This is a genomic window from Microbacterium jejuense, assembly GCF_039544225.1.
GTDB classification, from domain to species: Bacteria; Actinomycetota; Actinomycetes; order Actinomycetales; family Microbacteriaceae; genus Microbacterium; species Microbacterium jejuense.
This window is the reverse complement of sequence record NZ_BAABLG010000011.1, coordinates 1-18,071: the sequence shown is the minus strand read 5'-3', so window position 1 is coordinate 18,071 and position 18,071 is coordinate 1. Positions and strand designations below refer to the sequence as shown.

General features: G+C 72.7%; 19 protein-coding genes. 7 read left to right on the top strand and 12 right to left on the bottom strand.

The window, feature by feature from the left end:
- Window positions 1-45 precede the first annotated feature (45 nt).
- The 6 genes from ABEA46_RS17080 to ABEA46_RS17055 form a co-directional block, all read right to left on the bottom strand.
- Entirely contained in the window at window positions 46-1,701 is a 1,656-nt protein-coding gene (locus tag ABEA46_RS17080; RefSeq protein ID WP_345546169.1) for an MFS transporter, read from the bottom strand.
- The gene (locus tag ABEA46_RS17075) at window positions 1,698-2,321 is read right to left on the bottom strand and encodes a response regulator (protein WP_345546167.1); all 624 of its coding nucleotides are present in this window, start codon (window positions 2,319-2,321) and stop codon (window positions 1,698-1,700) included. The genes ABEA46_RS17080 and ABEA46_RS17075 overlap by 4 nt, the downstream gene beginning before the upstream one ends.
- Entirely contained in the window at window positions 2,318-3,607 is a 1,290-nt protein-coding gene (locus tag ABEA46_RS17070; protein WP_345546166.1) for a sensor histidine kinase, read from the bottom strand. Before ABEA46_RS17070 ends, ABEA46_RS17075 begins: the two co-directional genes overlap by 4 nt.
- On the bottom strand, window positions 3,576-5,732 hold the full coding sequence (locus tag ABEA46_RS17065; RefSeq protein ID WP_345546164.1) for an MMPL family transporter: 2,157 nt from the start codon (window positions 5,730-5,732) through the stop codon (window positions 3,576-3,578). The genes ABEA46_RS17070 and ABEA46_RS17065 overlap by 32 nt, the downstream gene beginning before the upstream one ends.
- Before the next feature lie 100 nt (window positions 5,733-5,832).
- Entirely contained in the window at window positions 5,833-6,882 is a 1,050-nt protein-coding gene (locus tag ABEA46_RS17060) for an FUSC family protein (RefSeq protein WP_345546162.1), read from the bottom strand.
- Window positions 6,883-6,917: 35 nt separating this feature from the next.
- Window positions 6,918-7,301: a hypothetical protein gene (locus tag ABEA46_RS17055; protein WP_345546160.1), complete on the bottom strand. Its 384-nt coding sequence runs from the start codon at window positions 7,299-7,301 to the stop codon at window positions 6,918-6,920.
- 113 nt (window positions 7,302-7,414) lie between these two features.
- Between ABEA46_RS17055 and ABEA46_RS17050 the strand changes: the two genes are divergently transcribed.
- From ABEA46_RS17050 to ABEA46_RS17030, 5 genes are all read left to right on the top strand, one after another.
- Entirely contained in the window at window positions 7,415-9,007 is a 1,593-nt protein-coding gene (locus ABEA46_RS17050) for a radical SAM protein (RefSeq protein WP_425563210.1), read from the top strand.
- Window positions 9,004-9,327: a hypothetical protein gene (locus ABEA46_RS17045; protein ID WP_345546158.1), complete on the top strand. Its 324-nt coding sequence runs from the start codon at window positions 9,004-9,006 to the stop codon at window positions 9,325-9,327. The genes ABEA46_RS17050 and ABEA46_RS17045 overlap by 4 nt, the downstream gene beginning before the upstream one ends.
- Before the next feature lie 12 nt (window positions 9,328-9,339).
- Window positions 9,340-10,146 (top strand): prolipoprotein diacylglyceryl transferase, encoded by an 807-nt coding sequence (locus tag ABEA46_RS17040; RefSeq protein ID WP_345546156.1) that lies wholly within the window; start codon window positions 9,340-9,342, stop codon window positions 10,144-10,146.
- Window positions 10,130-10,768 carry a hypothetical protein gene (locus ABEA46_RS17035; RefSeq protein WP_345546154.1) on the top strand — a complete coding sequence of 213 codons (639 nt, stop codon included), beginning with the start codon at window positions 10,130-10,132 and terminating at the stop codon, window positions 10,766-10,768. Before ABEA46_RS17040 ends, ABEA46_RS17035 begins: the two co-directional genes overlap by 17 nt.
- 61 nt (window positions 10,769-10,829) lie before the next feature.
- Window positions 10,830-11,447: a TetR/AcrR family transcriptional regulator gene (locus ABEA46_RS17030; protein ID WP_345546152.1), complete on the top strand. Its 618-nt coding sequence runs from the start codon at window positions 10,830-10,832 to the stop codon at window positions 11,445-11,447.
- Window positions 11,448-11,662: 215 nt separating this feature from the next.
- On the opposite strand, the gene ABEA46_RS17025 is transcribed toward ABEA46_RS17030, so the two are convergent.
- Together ABEA46_RS17025 and ABEA46_RS17020 are read right to left on the bottom strand one after the other, a co-directional pair.
- Window positions 11,663-12,787, bottom strand: a complete 1,125-nt coding sequence (locus ABEA46_RS17025) for a Gfo/Idh/MocA family protein (RefSeq protein WP_345546150.1) — start codon at window positions 12,785-12,787, stop codon at window positions 11,663-11,665.
- Window positions 12,784-13,611: a sugar phosphate isomerase/epimerase family protein gene (locus tag ABEA46_RS17020; protein WP_345546148.1), complete on the bottom strand. Its 828-nt coding sequence runs from the start codon at window positions 13,609-13,611 to the stop codon at window positions 12,784-12,786. Before ABEA46_RS17020 ends, ABEA46_RS17025 begins: the two co-directional genes overlap by 4 nt.
- Window positions 13,612-13,750: 139 nt before the next feature.
- Between ABEA46_RS17020 and ABEA46_RS17015 the strand changes: the two genes are divergently transcribed.
- Window positions 13,751-13,951 carry a hypothetical protein gene (locus ABEA46_RS17015; protein ID WP_345546146.1) on the top strand — a complete coding sequence of 67 codons (201 nt, stop codon included), beginning with the start codon at window positions 13,751-13,753 and terminating at the stop codon, window positions 13,949-13,951.
- Window positions 13,952-14,039: 88 nt separating this feature from the next.
- Here the strand turns inward: ABEA46_RS17015 and ABEA46_RS17010 are convergent, their stop codons facing one another.
- On the bottom strand, window positions 14,040-14,444 hold the full coding sequence (locus tag ABEA46_RS17010) for a hypothetical protein (protein WP_345546144.1): 405 nt from the start codon (window positions 14,442-14,444) through the stop codon (window positions 14,040-14,042).
- A gap of 78 nt (window positions 14,445-14,522) precedes the next feature.
- On the opposite strand from ABEA46_RS17010, the gene sigJ reads away from it, so the two are divergent.
- The gene (gene sigJ, locus ABEA46_RS17005) at window positions 14,523-15,422 is read left to right on the top strand and encodes an RNA polymerase sigma factor SigJ (protein ID WP_345546142.1); all 900 of its coding nucleotides are present in this window, start codon (window positions 14,523-14,525) and stop codon (window positions 15,420-15,422) included.
- A gap of 58 nt (window positions 15,423-15,480) precedes the next feature.
- Here the strand turns inward: sigJ and panB are convergent, their stop codons facing one another.
- From panB to ABEA46_RS16990, 3 genes are read right to left on the bottom strand one after another with little or no spacing between them, the layout of a single operon-like run.
- Complete coding sequence (panB, locus tag ABEA46_RS17000) at window positions 15,481-16,338, bottom strand: 3-methyl-2-oxobutanoate hydroxymethyltransferase (RefSeq protein ID WP_345546140.1); 858 nt, start codon at window positions 16,336-16,338, stop codon at window positions 15,481-15,483.
- Window positions 16,338-17,183: a pantoate--beta-alanine ligase gene (panC, locus tag ABEA46_RS16995; protein WP_345546138.1), complete on the bottom strand. Its 846-nt coding sequence runs from the start codon at window positions 17,181-17,183 to the stop codon at window positions 16,338-16,340. Before panC ends, panB begins: the two co-directional genes overlap by 1 nt.
- Entirely contained in the window at window positions 17,180-17,938 is a 759-nt protein-coding gene (locus ABEA46_RS16990) for a DUF2520 domain-containing protein (RefSeq protein ID WP_345546136.1), read from the bottom strand. Before ABEA46_RS16990 ends, panC begins: the two co-directional genes overlap by 4 nt.
- Between the last annotated feature and the right edge of the window lie 133 nt (window positions 17,939-18,071).

Below are 18,071 nucleotides of genomic sequence, written 5' to 3'. Positions count from 1 at the left end.
CTCGGGCGAGGCCGTGCGGGATCCACCGAAAGGTTGATCTCGGCGTCAGCCGTCCGCGGGCGCCCGTCGGGCCGCCCGGCGCAGCAGCAGCGCGCCGGCGAGCCCCAGCAGCAGGAACAGCGACGCCACCAGCAGGGCCCAGCGCGTCGCGTCCGCGAACCCGGCGGCGAGCGCGTCGACGGCGGCAGAGGTCTGGTCGCCGAGCGGGCCGGCGTCCCCCTGCGCGCGCAGCTGCGTGATGGTCGTCCCAGCCGATTGCCGCGTGGCCTCGGCGACGCTGTCGGCCGTGGAGCCCGTGAACCCTGCAGCGCCCAGCGCGGCGGGCAGCGTCAGCGCCAGCGCGATCGACAGCGCCGCGCCGGCGAACGCCGTGCCGAGCGCCGAGCCCACCTGGCGCACGGTGCTCTGCGTGGCCGATCCTTGGCCGGACTGGGCGACCGGGACGTCGCGCAGCACGGTGCCGGTGAGCTGCGCGGATGCCAGTCCCAGGCCCAGTCCGTAGACCACGAGCGGCGCCGCCACCAGCCAGCCCGGCGTGGTCGCGGTGACCACCAGCGCGACGGCGACGACGCCGGCGACCTCGAGGCCGAGCCCGACCAGGACCGTCCCCGGGGCTCCGAACCGCGCCGCCACGTGGCGGGCGGCCGCTCCCGAGGCGAACGCGCCCAGCGCCATCGCGGCCAGCACGAGTCCAGCGCCCATCGCGTTCATGCCGAGCGCGTTGACGAGGTACAGGGGCAGCACGAAGATGATCGCGAACTCGCCCACGGCGACCGCGCCGGCGGTCACGTTGCCCCACGTGAACGTGGGGAGCCGGAACAGCTTCAGGTCCAGCAGGGCCGATCGCCCGTTGCGGGCGCGGTGGCGTTCCCACAGCACGAAGAGCACCAGGGACGTGACCGCGATCGCGAGAGTGAACGGGATGATCGAGATCGGCGCATCGGCCGGCCACGTCCAGCCGAAGATCTGGAACTCGGCCTTCGGCGCCCACCAGCCGAGGTCGGGGCCTTCGATGATCGAGAACACCAGCGCACCGAATCCGATGGCCGACAGCAGCGCGCCGTCGACGTCGGCGCCCGGACCAGGGGTCCCGCCGCGGGTCTCGGGGACGACGATCAGCGCCGCCACGAACACGAGCGCACCCACGGGCACGTTCACGAGGAAGATCCACTGCCACGACGCGTACTCGGTGAGCGCACCGCCCGCGAGCGGCCCCACCGCCGCGGCGCCCGAGATGACGGCGCCCCATACGCCGAAGGCCGCGGCGCGGTAGCGACCGCGGAAGACCGCGTTCACGGTGGACAGGGTGGAGGGCATGATCAGCGCGGCGCCCACGGCCTGCACGGCCCGGGCGCCGATGAGCGGGCCCGATGCCTCGGCCATCGCCGCGAGGACGCTGCCGCCGACGAACACGCCGAGCCCGACGAGGAACAGCAGGCGGCGCCCCCAGCGGTCGGCGAGACGTCCGGTCGACAGCAGCAGCGCCGCCAGCACCGCCGCGTACAGGCTGCTCACCCACTGCGCGTCGGTGAGGTCCATCCCGAGGTCCGCGATGATGTCGGGCAGCGCGACGCCGACGATGGTGCCGTCGAGCACGATCATGCCGAGGCCGATCGACAGCACCGCGAGCGCGAGCCAGTCACGGCGGCGCGGCGCGGCGACGACGTCGGCGCCGGTCTGCGGGGCGGGGACGGCGCTCACAGGATGCCTCTCTCTTGCGCGACGGCGACGGCCCGGGATCTGGTGTCGACGCCGAGCTTGCCGAAGATGTGGACGAGGTGGGTCTTGACCGTCGCCTCGGTCACGAACAGCGCCTTGGCGATCTCGGGATTGGACGCCCCGGTCGCGAGCAGCCGCAGCACGTCGAGCTCGCGGCCGGTGAGCCGCACGCGCGGCGCGCGCAGCACTTCCACGACCCGCGCGCTCAGCTCGGGGCTCAGGGCGAGCCGGCCGGCGGCGGCGTCGCGCACCGCGCGCACGATGGTGTCGGGCGGCGCATCCTTCAGCACGTACCCCGCCGCGCCGGCCTCGATCGCGCCGAGGATCTCGGCGTCCCGGTCGAATGTCGTGAGGATCACCACGGCGGGGGCCGGGTCGAGGGCGCGCAGCGCCGCCGTGGTCTGCACGCCGTCCATCCCCTCGCCCATGCGCAGATCGCACAGCACGACGTGCGGGCGCTGGTGACGCGCCAGCGCGACGGCCTCTTCGCCGGTGGCGGCCTCACCGACGACCTCGATGTCGGCCTGTCCGGCGAACAGCGACCGCACCCCGGCACGGACGATCGGGTGGTCGTCGGCGATCAGCACGCGCAGCGCGGTCATCGGGTGCCTCCGCCGATCGGCACGGACGCTGAGAGGGCGACGCCTTCGCCCGGCGTGCTCTCGACGTCGAGTGCGCCGCCGAGCTCGCGCAGCCGCTCGCGCATCGCACGCAGCCCGTAGCCGCCCGCCGGCCCCGCCGGCCGCGACGCCCAGCCGGTGGCGTCGAATCCGACCCCGTCGTCGACGATGTCGAGCCGGACCGTGTCACCGCCGTCGGCCATCGTCACGACGACACGGCTGGCGTGCGCATGCAGGCGCACGTTGGCCAGCGCGGACTGCGCCGCCCGCAGCAGGGCGACCTCGGCGGTGACGCCGAGCGGCGGGAGCTCGTCGTCGACGCGCAGCTCGGTGCGGATGCCGGTCTCGTCCTGCAGCCGGACCAGCATGCGCCCCAGCGCGTCGGCGAGCGGCGACCCCTCCAGCTCGGCGGGCATCAGCGCGTCGACGATGCGCCGCGTGTCGGCCAGGCCCTCGCGGGCGAGCTCGCCGATCTGCGCGAGAGCCCGTGTCGCGGCATCCGGCGTTCCGTCTCGCCGGCGCTCGCTCGACGGCTCGGAGGCACGGGATGCCGTCGTCGCGAGCATCCGGATGGACGTGAGGCTCTGCGCGACCGTGTCGTGGATGTCGCGCGAGAGCCGGGTGCGCTCGGCGATCGCGCCGGCATCGCGCTGGGCGAGTGCGAGCTCGTCCTGAAGCGCCGCGGTCTCGTCCTGAGCAGCGATGAGCGACGCGATCAGCCGCTGCCGCTCTCGACCGTCGCGCACCAGCTCCAGATAGCCCCGCGAGATGCCGAGGGCGAACACGCCGCCGACGACCGGGCCGATCACGTTCGCGTAGCTCGTCGTGCCGGTGTGCAGCAGCGGGGCGGCGATGACGACGAGCAGCACTGCGACGCTGAAGGGGATCGCCCACCTCATGCGCAGCACGAATCCGGCGAGCAGCCACAGCGGGAAGGCGAGCCACACGAACTCCGGCGAGATCGCGACGGCGCCGATCCAGATGAGCGCGAGCCCGACCAGCCACCCTGCGGCGAGGCCCCGGTCGCGGGTGCGCTCACTCAGCAGGAGCCCGCCGAAGTACCACCCGGCGAAGACGACCGACACGGCGACGACCCATGGCACCGGGGTGCCGTCTCCGGCCGCCCGGACCGCGCCGATCACGATGAGCGCCGCGGTGATGATCGTCTGCCCCAGCCGGATCGACCCGACCAGGCCCCGCCACGACCGCGCTGGGCGCGCAGCGGGTTCGTCGGGCTCAGCCGACCGGTTCACCCAGGCTTGCGGCATCCGGCACCCCCTCTTCCTCACCGCGCTCGCCAGGGGTCGCGTCGCCCTCTTCGCGGGCCGCCCCCTGACGGCGGGCGACACGACCGGGCCACCACATGCGCTCCCCCACGAGTGAGAACAGCGCCGGCACGACCAGCGTGCGCACGACCAGGGTATCCACGAGCACCCCGACGCCGACGATCAGCCCGATCTGGCCGAGCGTGGCGAGCGGCAGCAGGCCCAGCGCCGCGAAGACGCCGGCGAGCACGACGCCGGCGCTCGTGATCACGCCGCCGGTCGCGGCGACGGCGTTCACCATGCCCGGACGCGTCCCCACGCGCAGCGCCTCGGCGCGTGCCCGGTGCACGAGGAAGATCGTGTAGTCCACGCCGAGCGCGACGAGGAACAGGAACGCCAGCAGCGGCACCTGCAGATCGAGCGCGTGCCAGCCGAACAGCGTGCGGCCGAGCCAGGCACCGGCGCCGATCGCCGCCGTCGCGCTCAGCGCATTGACCAGCAGCAGGACGATCGGCGCGACGAGGGCGCGCAGCAGCAGCGCCAGCACGACGAGCGTCACGAGCAGCACGAGCGGCGCGATCAGCACGAAGTCGTGCACGCTCGCGTCGCGTGCGTCGACGTCGGCGGCGGCCGGTCCGCCGACGAGGGCGGACGTGGATGCCTCCTGCGCGACGCCGCGGACGTCCCGGACCAGCTGCCGGCTCTCGGCCGACCCGGGCTCGGTGTCGCCCACGACCAGCAGCTTCGCCAGCTCGCCGTCGATGCTCTGCGACACGGGTGTGACGCGCGCCACGCCCGGCACCGCCGCGATCGCATCGCCCACCGCCGTCGCGTCCCCCGCCTCGGCGATCACGACCATGGGCTCGGCCTCGCCCGGCAGGAAGTGGTCGCCCAGCACCTCGAGCCCGGCCGCGGACTCCGACGGCACCCGGAATCGCTCCGCCTGCGTCAGCCCCAGCTGCGTGCCGATGAGGCCGGCCGCCATGATCCCCAGCACGAGCAGTCCCGAGAGCACCGGGACGACAGGTCGCGCCACCACCCGCGCCGCGATCGCACGCCAGGGGCCGACGCGCCCGGCGGCGCTCCCGGCGGTCTCCTGGCGCCCGGGACGCGGGACGAACGGCCAGAACACCCCGCGCCCGCACACGGCGAGCGCCGGCGGCAGCACGAGGAGCACCGCCGCGAGCGCGATCACGAGGCCGAGCGCCGAGGCGACGCCGAGGCCGCGGGTGCCGGGCATCACCGCGAGCAGCAGTGTGAGCAGCGACACCACGACGGTGGCATTGGAGGCGACGACCGCCGGCAGGCTGCCGCGCCACGCCCGCGCCAGCGCCGTGCGGTGGTCGTCGTCGCGGAGCAGCTCCTCGCGGTAGCGCGACACCAGCAGCAGCGCATAGTTCGTGCCGGCGCCGAACACGAGCACGCTGACGATGCCGGTGTCGAACGACAGCTCGAGCGCCGTGCCGAGCGCGGCGGTCGCCTTGCTCGCGAGCTGATCGGCGAACGCGACCACCACCAGCGGCACGAGCCACAGCACGGGTGAGCGATAGGTGGCGATGAGCAGCAGCGCGACGATCCCGATGGTGACGAGCAGCAGCGTCAGGTCGGCACCGTCGAAGGCCGCCGAGATGTCGGCGCCGAAGGCCGGGCCGCCGGTCACCTGCACCGTCACCCCGTCGATCGGGTGCGCGGCGACCGCGCCGCGCACGTCGGCGACCATCTGCTTCGCCGCATCGTCCTCGTCGCCGACGGTGACGGTCGTCGGCAGCACGGCCGCCTCGCCGTCCTCGCTCGGGATCGGCGCTCCCGCCTGCACGCCGGGCACGGCGTCGAGCGCGGGACCGAGATCGCCGACGGCGTCGAGGTCTGCCGCCGTCAAGGCGCCGCCGTCGGTGCGCGACGCGACGACGAGCAGGCTCTGATCGGCGGCGTCCGGGAATTCGTCCGCGAGTGCGGCGACCTGCCCCGTCTCGGACTGCGGCGGCACTGTCGCGCCACCGCCTGCAAGATCGGCGCGGCCGAACACGCCGAGCAGCGCGACGATGCCGGCGATGCCGAGGGCGAGCGAGATCCACGCGCCGCGGCGTGAGGTCAGGGCGCGGGACAGGGAGTCGGTGAAGCGGTGCACGCCACCAGTCCACGCGGGGCGAGCCGCTCACGCGTCGCGCGGCGGGTCGACTCTCCTGTCAACCGATCGATGGATGCCGGCGGCCGGTGCGCGTGCCGGCTCAGTCTTCGCGACCGTGCAGCACCCCGCTCAGCGCCCCGAGGGCGGCGCCGACGAGCGTGTCGACGACCCGTTCGGTCGCGACCGCGACGGTGTCGACGGCGCCCGTGGCGGCGCCGGTGAGCAGAAGGACGAGCGGCGTGATGAACACCAGGGCGAGGGCGTAGTTGCGCACGACGAAGAGCTCGATCGTGAACTGCAGCACGCCCAGCACGAGCGCGAACCACAGGGACGGGATCGGCAGCGGCGCCAGCAGCAGATACACGCCGGCACCGAGGATCGTGCCGATCATGCGGTGCAGGCCCCGCGTGAACGCGGCCCGGCGGTCCGCGGCGACGCCGATCACGGCGATCGCGGCGCCGACGATCCAGTACGCACGGTCGGGATCGAGCACGAGGCCCAGTCCGATGCCGGCCACTGTCACGATCGCGACCCGGGCGAGCAGCATCCGTTCGCCGGACGACCATGCCGGACCCGGGAGGATGTCTCGCAGCGGGCGCGCCGTCGCCCGGCGCCTGCTGGGCAGCACCAGCGGGACGAGCGACACCACGGAGGCGAAGAGGATGCCGCACGCCACTGTCGCGACGTAGGTCGCAGCGTCCGCCCCCGAGGCGATGATGTGCGATGACAACCCGTAGACGAGCACGACGAACAGCGGGCCGGGCGGGCCGACGCGAAACCCGAACATCGCGGCGGCCGCCGCGATCGAGACGACGGCGAGACCGACCAGCGTGGCCGCCTGCGACGGCCCGGCGAGCGCGCCGAGCCCCGCGGCCACGACGAGGCTCCCCGCGACGAACGGCACCACCCGCACGCGCTCGATCACCGGCAGATGCGTGCCGTAGAGGGCGACGAAGGCTCCGGTCGCCGCCTGGAAGCCCAGGTCGGGGCGTCCGAGCAGCGACATCAGGGCGATCGGCACCGCCATCGCGATCGCGGCGCGCAGTCCGATCGCCCAGCGCGGCCCCGGCGCCGGGGTGAGCCGGAACAGGCTGGTCACGGCATGCTGCAGGTCTGCCGCGAACCGCCGCGCGGGGCTGTGATGCGGCATCCGCTTCTCGCTCTCGTCTCGTGGTTCGACCGGGATCAGCCGCGCGCGCGACGCAGGTGTACGGCGTCAGCAGCCGCCACGATGCCTGAGGCGACGATCCCCACAAGGCCCAGCCACTGCGGGAGCTCGAGGGACGTCTCAGGGGCACGCAGGAGGACCACGACCAGCGCGACCGCCGCCATGCTCGCCAGCACGACGCGCACGCCGACGCCCGCCCACGATCGCGGCAGCCGGCGAGCGACCGCGAGCGTCGCCAGAGTGCCGACCAGCATCAGCGCGCCCGCCCACGGCAGCGCGGTGCCGAGGTCGTCGACCACGAACCCGCCGCCCTGGCGCCGTGGCATCACGAGGGCGAACCCGAAGGCGTCGATGAGCAGCGCGATGACGAACAGCACCGTCGCGCCGCGGTGGCCACTCATCGCGTGCGCCCCGCATCGTCCGACAGCTTCACAGTCCCAGCGTCTCACGGATGCGCAGGGCAGCTTCGTCCGCAGTCCGGCGCCGTGCGGTGTCCGCACGCTATCGTCACCTCATGACCGCCACTGCCGGCGCCGGAATGCCCCTGCGGGACTATCGCGTCCACCGCTACGTCAACGCCTTCTGCCCGCACTGCCACGAGGAGGATCCGGATCGGTCGCTCGCCGACGTGCGACGGCTGTCCGGATGGCTCGCGGTGCGAGGCGGCAAGGTCTGGCTGGAACGCGGATGCCCCGACCACGGGTTCGTGCGGACCCTCTACGACGAGGACGCCGACATCCTGTCGTACCTCGAGCAGTGGACGGCGCCCACCAAGGTGCACACGCCCGACCTCGCCGGCAACTTCAAGCCCGTGCCGTCGGCGTACGAGGACGGCCTGCCGCAGATGCAGACTCAGCACACGTGCATCCTGCTCGAAGACCTCACCGATCACTGCAACCTCCGCTGCCCGACGTGCTTCGCCGAGTCCGGCCCCGCGGCATCCGCGGTCGCGCCGCTGGCCGAGGTGCTCGCCTCGGTGGACGCACGCCTCGCGCGCGAGAACGACCGCATCGACGTGCTGATGCTCTCCGGCGGCGAGCCCACGCTGTACCCGTGGCTGGAGCAGCTCCTGGAGCACCTCGTCGCGCGGCCGATCGTGCGCATCCTGATCAACTCCAACGGGCTGCGCATCGCCCAGGACGACGCCTTCGTCGAGACGCTGAAGAAGCACCGTGAGCGCGTCGAGATCTACCTGCAGTACGACGGCGAGAGCGCCGAGGCGTCGAGCTTCCACCGCGGCGCCGACATCCGCCGCTTCAAGGAGCGTGCCCTCGAGCGCCTGAGCGAGGCCGGCGTGTTCACGACCCTCACGATGACGGCGACCCTCGGGGTCAACGACGGCGAGATCGGCGCGGTCATCCGTCGCGCGATGGCCACGCCGTACGTCGGCGGTGTGACGGTCCAGCCCGTCTTCGGGTCGGGGCGGTCCTCGGGCATCGACCCCGGCGACCGGCTCACCCACACCGGCGTGCTCGCACGTCTCGGTCCGCAGACTGACGACGAGGTGACGTGGCGCGACCTCACCGCGCTCCCCTGCAGCCACCCGCACTGCTGCTCGGTCGGCTACCTGCTCAAGGACGACACCGGCCAGTGGAAGTCGCTCGTGGGGCTCATCGGCCACGAGCGGCTCAAGGAGTTCCTCGATCTCAACCCCGATCTGCTGGCCAACCGCATCGCCGATTCGAATGTCAACAAGGCGATCCGCGACGTGGTCAAGAACTCGCTGCTCGATCTGCTCAGCGAGCAGTCGTCGCTGTCGCATCCGTCGATGAGCGACATCTGGCGCGACATCTGCGTCAACTGCGACCTGGGCATCGGCACGCTCGCGACGCTCGCGGCATCCCGTCTCCCCGGCCAGCACGAACGACTTCGCCGGATGCTGGCAGACCGCGTGCTGCGCATCACCGTCAAGCCGTTCATGGACATCAACACGATGATCGAGGAGCGCCTGACGCAGTGCTGCGTGCACGTCGCGACGGTGAACGAGACGACCGACGCGCACCAGTGCGCCCCGTTCTGCGCGGTGCAGGCGTGGGCCCCGCTCGCCCGTCGCAAGCTGTCGACCGCCACCGGCGGCCGCGAGCTGCTGCCGATGGCCGTGTCATGAGCGCGGCGGGGTTCGACGGGCTCAACCGGCGCGACCCGACGGTGCCCGATCCGGCGCCGCCGTTCGATCCGCTGCGGCTGTGCGTCTACACGACCGTCGCGCTCCTGGCGTGCCTGCTCGGCCCGATCGCGCTGCTCGGCTTCGCGTTGCTCGCGATCGCCGGCTACGCCCGCGCCCGCCGCGCCGGCCTTCTGCGATCGCGCTGCAAACTCGGCGACACCCGGCTGGTGCTCCTGTACCTGTCGGTGATCGCGATCGCTGCGGCGGTGGCCACGCCGTTGTGGATCGCGTTCTGGGTGCGCTGGATCACCGGAGCATAGGCCTGAGACGACATGTTCCCGACGCTGCACGACCTGCTGGGGTGGGGCCCGCCGATCGACACCCACTCGGCGTTCGTGGCACTGGGACTGGCCGCCGCAGGCATCGTGTTCCTCGTCGAGAAGCGCCGCCGTGGCGTCACCGACGAACGCATCCCCTACATCGTGCTCGGCGCCCTCGCCGGCGCCGCGCTCCTCTCGCGCCTCGGCACCTGGGCGCAGCACCTCGACCCGTCGCAGAACCTCAGCCTCACCGAGCAGCTGCTGCACGGCAACGCGTCCATGCTCAGCGCCCTCGTCGGGGCATGGCTCGGCGTTCACGTGGCCAAGCGCATCGTGCGGTATCCGCTGCGTACGGGCGACCTGTTCGCGCCGGCCGTGGCACTCGCGATGGCCGTCGGACGCATCGGATGCCTGTTCACCGAGCGCCCCGGCACGCCGACCGGCGCCGACTGGGGCATCGTGCTCGACGCCGATGCCGCCGCGTACACCGGGTCGCACGCCGGCGTGCCGCTGCACCCGAGCTTCGTGTACGAGATCGGGTTCCACCTCGCGGCGTTCGCGGTGCTGTGGTTCTGGCTGCGGCACCGCCCGATCGCCGCGGGCGAGACGCTGACGCTCTATATCGCGGCGTACGGCATCTTCCGCTTCGGCGTGGAGTTCGTCCGGGGCAACGAGGTCGCGTGGCTCGGGCTGACCCGGCCGCAGCTGTTCCTCCTCGTGACGATCCCGCTGCTCCTCGCCCGCATCATCTACAAGGCGCGGCGCGGCGCCCTGACCTCGCGCACCGAAAGGACGGTCCCCCGTGAGCAGCACGCCTGAACCTCCGGCGCCCGGCGACGACCCGGAATCGGCCCCCGAGACCGCACCCGAGGAAGCCGAGCCCGGAATGGATGCCGCGCCAGACGCCGCAGCGCCCGACGATGGGCCTCCCGCCGAACCCCCGGCGCCCGGGGCGTCTGGCGCCGAGCCTCCGCAGGGCTACGCGCCGGCGCCCGGCTACGCGCCCCCGGAGGGCGCCGCGCCGCAGGGCTATGCACCGCCACCGCCGGGTGGGGAGCGGCAGCCCGGCCCGGCCGCGTACGGCCCACCCGCGGCCTACCCGGGCGGCGTGCCGGCATCCGGCTCCCCCGTCGCCGGCGGGCCGCCCCCCGCCTCGCCCAAGCGGCCGCCGGTGTGGGCGGGGCTGCTCGCGGGAGTGGGACTGCAGATCGCCGGGCTCATCGTGATGGTGATGCTGCTGACGGTGTCGTTCTCGATCTCGACCCCCGGCTACTGGGGCATCGTGATCCTGCTGCTGCCGTTCATCGTGCTGCTGATCGGACCGGCGCTGCTGATGATCTCGTGGCGCTGGCGGCGCTTCGCGACGGGCGTCCTGATCATCAGCGCCGCCGTGTGGCTCATCATCATCGGTCCGTGCCTCGGGCTCGCGATGGGAGCCTGACGCCGCGGCACAGAACTTCCGATTGGAGGTTTTTCGCCCTCGAACTCGGTATCATCGGCCTATGACCGCTTCGCCCGCCGATGCGCCCCGCACGCGGGGCCGCTATCCGAAGGGCATCGCACGGCGCCAGGAGATCCTCGACAAGACGATCGAGGTGTTCGCGCAGCGCGGCTCGCAGAAGACCAGCCTGCGCGCGATCGCGCAGGAGGTCGGTGTGACGCATGCGGCGCTCACCCACTACTTCGGCTCGCTCGAAGAGCTGCTCGTCGAGGTCTACCGCGAATCGGAGCGCAAGCCCAGCATCGAGAAGCACGCTCCGCCGGCGGACTCGAGCCCCGCTGCGGCGATGCAGCTCGCGGCCGAAGAGAACCGGGCGATCCCCGGCCTCGTGCAGCTGTACTCGACGCTCGTCGCGATGGCGCTCGAAGACAACCATCCGGCCGCACAGCAGTTCGCGACCGACCGCTTCGCCCGGCTGCGCAACGACATGGGCGAGCAGGTGCGCGGACTGCAGGCATCCGGCCACGTCCGCGCCGACCTGGACCCGACGCTCGTCGCCGCCCTGGTGATCGCGGCTTCCGACGGCCTGCAGACGCAGTGGCTGCTCGACGCGACAGTCGACCACGAAGCCGCGCTCGAGATGCTCGACCGCCTGCTGCGCGGCGGCCCCGCCGCCTGACCCGCCCGGCGTCCTGACCCACCCGGCATCCACGAACTGACCTACCGTCGCGATCGCGGTTTCTCGCCGAGGACGCACCTCGCCCGCGCGGAAAGTATGGGTTCTCGGCGAGAACCGCGTCGCGGACGATGGATGCCGGGCGCCCATGCCGACGCGAAACCGCGGGCCCTGCCGGCATGTGCCGACAGGACCCGCGGTTGCGTCCTGCGCGAAGGTCAGAGCGTCGCGACGAAGGGGTCGAAGCCCGCAGGCAGCAGCGGCACCGGCGCGACGGTGCTCTCGACGACGACCGTCGTGCCGGTCGCGGCGGCCTCCTGGGCCGACAGGAGGATGTCGAGCACGTGGAAGCCGAGCTCACCCGAGGCCACGTGCGGGCGGCCTTCGGCGATCGCGCGGACCATGTCGAGGGCGCCCAGACCGCGGCCCACCTCGACGTCGGCGTGCTCGATCTCGATCCACTCCTGCTCGAACGACATGCCGTCGCGGATCACGCCGAGCGGCTTGACGTACGCGATGCGGCCCGTGAACTGGTTCGGGTCGGGGATCACGATCGTGCCCTCGGTGCCGTGGATCTCGACGATGCCGTGACGCTCGAGCGCGGAGTCGAAGCTCAGCAGGCTCTGCGCCTGCTGACCGCTCTCGAAGGCCGTGACGATCTGGATCGTCGACGGCACCTCGACCGGGAAGGTCGTCCCCGCGTTCGGGCCGGTGTGGATCTGGCGCTCTTCGCGCGCCTTCGTGCCGACGGCCGCGACGCGGTCCACCGGTCCGAGCAGGCTGACGAGGGCCGAGAAGTAATACGGCCCCATGTCGAGGAGCGGGCCCGCCCCGTTCGCGAACAGGAACGCCGGGCTCGGGTGCCATAGATCCGGGCCCTGCGTCTGGAAGGTGGTCAGCGCGAACAGCGGACGACCGATCAGACCGCCCTCGATCGCGCGCCGCGCCGCCTGGAAACCCGGGCCGAGCAGCGTGTCGGGAGCCGAGCCGACGCGGAGTCCTGCCTCTTCGGCCTCGCGCAGCAGCTGCGCGGCGCCATCGCGGTCAAGGCCCAGCGGCTTCTCGGTCCACACGTGCTTGCCCGCGGCGATGGCCGCGCGCGACACCTCGACGTGCACGGCCGGGATCGTGAGGTTCACGACGAGGTCGACGCCCGGGTGGGCGAGGACGTCCTCGGCCGAGCCGGAGGCGGGGACGCCGTACTTCTCGGCCTGCGCCTGCGCGCGGTCGAGCAGCAGGTCGCCGACGATGAGCACCTCGACGTCGGGGAACGACGACAGGTTGGCGAGGTAGGTGTCGCTGATGACACCGACCCCGATGATGCCGACTCCGACCGCGCTCATCGGGCGAAACCGCCCTCGATGAGGAAGGCGTAGCTGGCGGCGATGTCGGCGAACACGTCGTCACCGGGGTTGTTGTCGTACTCGATCACGGCGTACTGGAGGGCGGATGCCGCACGCAGCGCGTCGGCGAGGGGGACCTCGCCCTCGCCGGCGCGGCGCTGGTCGAGGGCGCCCGAGCCGAACTCCTCCGCGCCCGGCGCGAACGGGTTGCGCGCGGGGGCGATGCCGTCCTTCACGTGGGCGGCGACGAGGCGGTCGCCCAGACGCGAGACGAGGCCGACGACGTCCTGGCCGCCGACGAGCGCCCAGTACAGATCCAGCTCGAGCACGACGCGCTCGTCGGTGATCGAGACGAAGTGCTCGTACGCCGTCTTGCCGTCGAAGTCCGCGATGAACTCCTGCGCGTGGTTGTGGTAGCCGACCTCGAGGCCGAAGGTCGCCGCGGTGTCGGCGAGCCGGTTCAGCCGGTCGGCGATGTCGGTGACGCCCTCGAGCGTGAGCCAGCGCTCCACCGGGACGAACGGGTCGATCACGGTCTTCATGCCGACCTTCGCCGCGGCCTCGAAGACGACCTCGGGCGCGGGCGTGGGGATCGAGCCGTCGGGGGTCCACAGCTCGTCCGAGAGCAGCGGTGCGTGGCCGGTGGGGGAGGCCAGGCCGGACGCGTCGAGCGCCGCGCGGATCTCGTCGGGACGACGCACGAAGTCGAACGCCTCGACGTTGCGCAGGCCGATCGCCGCGAGCTTGTCGAGCGATCCCTTCATGTCTGCGGTGAACTCCGCAGCGAGTGTGTAGAGCTGGACCGAGGCTTCTGGCAGGGCCACGTCGACCTTCCTTTCATGTGCGAATGCGGGGCACGCGATGCTGCCCGCAGTCAGAGTAGCAGAAACCTCCATCCGGAAGTTATGCGCTTCGACGGACGCGGACCTGTAGGGTCTACGAAAACGGGCCAATGGAGGTGCCGTGCCAGGAATGCTGATCCTCGCGTTCGCGATCACGTTCGCGATCCTGAGTGTCGCGGTGTTCGCCGCGACCCGTCCCCGCGTCGCCGGCGTCGACGTTCGGCTGCGATGGCCCGACGTGGCCATCCGCGTCGTCGTGGGCGTCGCTCTGTTGACCCTCGCCGCTCTCGCTGTGGGGATCTGGTTCGCCTTCTCGGCCTGAGGAACCGGGCCCCGACACGTTCTCGCACAACGTGCGCAGTTCCGCCGATTCCAGGGGGTGGATGCCGGGCGCTCGGCATCCACCCTGCTCACGCCGTGAGCGCGCCTGCCGGGGCCGGTCGACAGGTCCACACCCACGTGCACTGCAAGACCGTGAACCCGAAGAGCAGCACGCCGAGCGGCACGTGGAAGGCCTTCAGGTGTGCGAGGCCCAGGGCGACCTGACCCGACACGCCCAGCAGGAACAGCAGCGCCGAGACCGCGGGGGCACCGGGTCCCCGCCCCGGTCGCCACGCCAGCACGGCGATCACCACATGCACGACGGCGACGACGAACAGCGTGTACGAGGTCGCGCTGTGCAGCGCCTTGCCGCCCGGGATCGACAGCAGCAGTCCCGCCGCGATCGCCGCGGCGAAGGTCACCGCCGTCTGCAGGGTGATCACACCGCGCATCGCGGCGAGGGAGGCGGGGGTCAGGGCACGGGGTACGGACATGGGGTCTCCTCACTAAGGTCTTCACCCGAATGACGAGATTCGGCCCGGAAGTGTGAGGTCGCCTCGCAGAATGGACGAGTGCCCCTCAGCGAGACCGATCTGTTCGTCGACGAGCGACGCCGCCTCACCGGCCTGGCGTACCGGCTGACCGGGTCGTGGGCAGATGCCGAGGATGTCACGCAGGACGCCTTCACCCGCTGGCACACCCTCCCGGCCGACGAGCGCTCCGAGATCCGCTCGCCCGAGGCGTGGCTCACGACCGTGGCGGGGCGGCTCTGCCTCGACCTGCTGCGATCGGCGCGCGTGCGCCGCGAACGGTACGTCGGCGAGTGGCTGCCCGAGCCGCTCCCCCATGAGGTGGCCGTGACACTCTCCGTCCTGCGCGCCGGGGACCCGGCCGATCAGGTCGTGCGCGACGAGTCGCTGTCGATGGCGTTCCTCGTGATGCTCGAGTCGATGACCCCGGCCGAACGGGTGGCGTTCGTGCTGCATGACGTGTTCGCGTACTCGTTCCCCGAGATCGCCGAGGTCCTGCAGCGCAGCCCGGCCGCCGCGCGGCAGCTCGCATCGTCGGCACGACGCCAGCTGCGCACCGACGGGCGGCCGCGCGGGGCGACCGCGGATCACGCCGCCGCGATCCGCCGCCTGCGCCTGGCGTGGGAGTCCGGCGACATCGGCGGACTCGTCGGCCTCCTCGACCCGGACGTGACGCTCGTCGCCGACGGCGGCGGGGTGGTCGGCGCGGCGCGGCGCCCGGTCCGCGGCGCCGACGCGGTGGCGCGCTACTTCGCGACGATCGCCGAGCAGGCGGGCGGGCTCACGCTCCGCGAGCAGACCGTCAACGGCCGGCCGGGTCTGGTCGCCGAACGCGCGGGCGCTCCGGCCACGGTCGCCGCGTTCGAGGTCGACGGCGGCCGCATCGTGCGCATCTGGGCGATGCGCAACCCCGACAAGCTGCGTCTGTGGCGCGCGGCGTAGGGATCCGGAAGCCGCGGCCCGCGGCATCCGGATGCCCTCGCGCGTCAGTCTGGCCGGCTCAGGCCTCGCGATCCCCGAGGGCCGCACGCGCCGCGTCGACGGCGACCTCGGTGGCGGAGTAGCCGTGCTCGGCGCCGGGGAAGACACCGCCGCGCACTTCGCGCGCGTACGCGGCCACGCCGGCGACCATGTCAGGGCCGATCGCGCCGTAGCGCTTGACGAACGCCGCGGTCTTGCCCTCGGTGATGCCCAGCAGGTCGTGGATGACGAGCACCTGCCCGTCCGCGGGCCCGGCGCCGATGCCGATCACCGGAATGTGCAGGTGCGGCAGGACGACGGCTGCCACGTCGGCGGGCACGGCCTCGATCACGACGATGCTCGCGCCGGCGTCCTGCACGGCGAGCGCCTCGCGCACGATGCGTGCAGCCGACTCCGCGGTGCGCCCCTGGGCGCGCAGCCCGCCGAGCGCGACCGCGGTCTGCGGCGTGAGACCGACGTGGGCGACGACCGGGATCCCGGCCTCGGCGATCGCGCGGATGCGGGACAGCCGCGCCTCGCCCCCGCCCTCGAGCTTGACGGCGTCGGCGCCGGCCTCTTTCACGAACCGGATGGCGGTGGCGACGGCCTGTTCGTCCGACACCTCCGTCGACCCGAACGGCAGGTCGGCGACGACGAACGCCGTCCGCACACCGCGGCGCACCGCGCCCGCGAGCACGAGCATCTCGTCCACCGTCACCGCGACGGTGGAGTCGTGGCCGAGCACCACCTGAGCGCCCGAGTCGCCGACGAGCACCATGTCGACCTCGGCCTGCTCGGCGGTGCGACCGGTCGGATAGTCGTATGCCGTCACCATGACGATCGGCTCACGGCGGGCCTTCATCTCGGCCAGCCGCTGCAGTGTGACGTTCGCGGGCATCACGCACCTCCTAGGACGATGTTGTCGATCAGCCGGGTCGCGCCCACGCGCGCCGCGATCGCGACGAGCACGGGCTGAGCCACCTCGTCGACGGGCGCGAAGGTCACAGGGTCGACGAGCGCGACGTATTCGGGATGGATGCCTGCGGCCTCGAGGTGCGCGAGCCCCTGCGCGCGCAGCGCCGCGGTGTCGCGCAAGCCGGCGGTGGCGGCATCCTGGATCCCGCTCAGGGCGCGCGGGATCGCGAGCGCCTGCGCGCGCTCGTCGGGCGACAGTCGCGTGTTGCGGCTCGACCGAGCCAGCCCGTCGGCGTCGCGCGAGGTCGGGCACACGACGAGCTCGACCGGGATGCCGAGGTCGGTGACGAACCGGCGGATGACCGCGACCTGCTGGGCGTCCTTCGCGCCGAAGTAGGCGTGGTCGGGGAGCGCTGCCAGCAGCAGCTTCGTCACGACCGTGGCGACGCCGTCGAAATGGGAGCGACCGCGCTCGGCGCCCTCGAGCGTGTCGGCGAGAGTGCCCGAGACCGACACCGTCGTGGCGAAGCCGGCCGGATACATCTCGGCGGCTTCGGGGGCGAACACGATGTCGACGCCCTCGCTCGCGGCGAGGGCGAGGTCGGCCTCTTCGGTGCGCGGGTACGCCGCGAGATCGGCCTGCTCGTTGAACTGGGCGGGGTTGACGAAGAGCGACATCACTACGGTGTCGTCGGCGGCACGCGCCGCGCGCAGCAGCGTCGCGTGGCCCTCGTGCAACGCACCCATGGTGGGCACGAGCCCGACGGCGCCGGTGCGCCGCGGGTACAGGGCGGCGCGCAGGTCGGCGACGGTGCGGACGACGATCATGCTGCGGGCTCCCGATCGTTGCGGACGAGGTCGCTCGTGGCGTCGGTGAGCGCGTCGAAGAGTGCGGTGCGGTGGGGCATCCGCTCGGCGACCGCCGCGCGCTGGCGTGCGACAGTGGCGTGGTCGCCGCGCGCGATCGGGCCGGTGAGCGCGGCGGCGCCCGAGGTCTCCCAGTTCGAGACCGTCGCGCGCACGAGCGGAGCGAGGGCATCGCGAGAGATGCCGGCGGTCGCGGCCAGCTCGGCAGCGAAGGTCTCGAGCGTCACGAGGAAGTTCGACGCGATCGACGCGGCGGCGTGATAGGCGGCACGGTCGTCGTCGTCGATCTCGAAAGGTCGCAGGCCGAGTGCCTTCGCCAGCGCATGTGCGACCGCCTGGCCGCGAGCGCTTGTGGCTGCGATCGCCGCGGGCACGCCGGCGAAGTCGACGCCGGCCGCGGTCACCGTCATCAGCGGGTGCAGGCCGAACGCCTCGTGCGGGGCGAGGGGCACGAGCGTGGTCGCGCCCGACACGTGCCCCACCACCGGTCCAGGGGCGAGGGATGCCGCAGCCCCCGCGATCTCGGAGTCCGGGACTGCCAGCACGACGATGTCGGCGCCCTCGCCGGTCGCCTCATGACCGAGGGGTCCATCGACCGCGGCGCCCGCTGCGCGCAGGCCTGCCGCGAGTGCACGGCCCATACGGCCGTCGCCGACGATCGCGACGACACCGAGGCCGGCAGCGGCGGGCACGTCGGCGGAGTCGAGGTCCGGCATCGTCGCCCCTCCTGTCGTTGCACCAGGTTCAAAAATACCCGAGGGCGAAGGGCTGTTAACGCGGAATGGCCACCCAGGGTGTGGGTGGCCATTCCGTGAATGGGTGTCCGGCGGTGTCCTACTCTCCCACAGG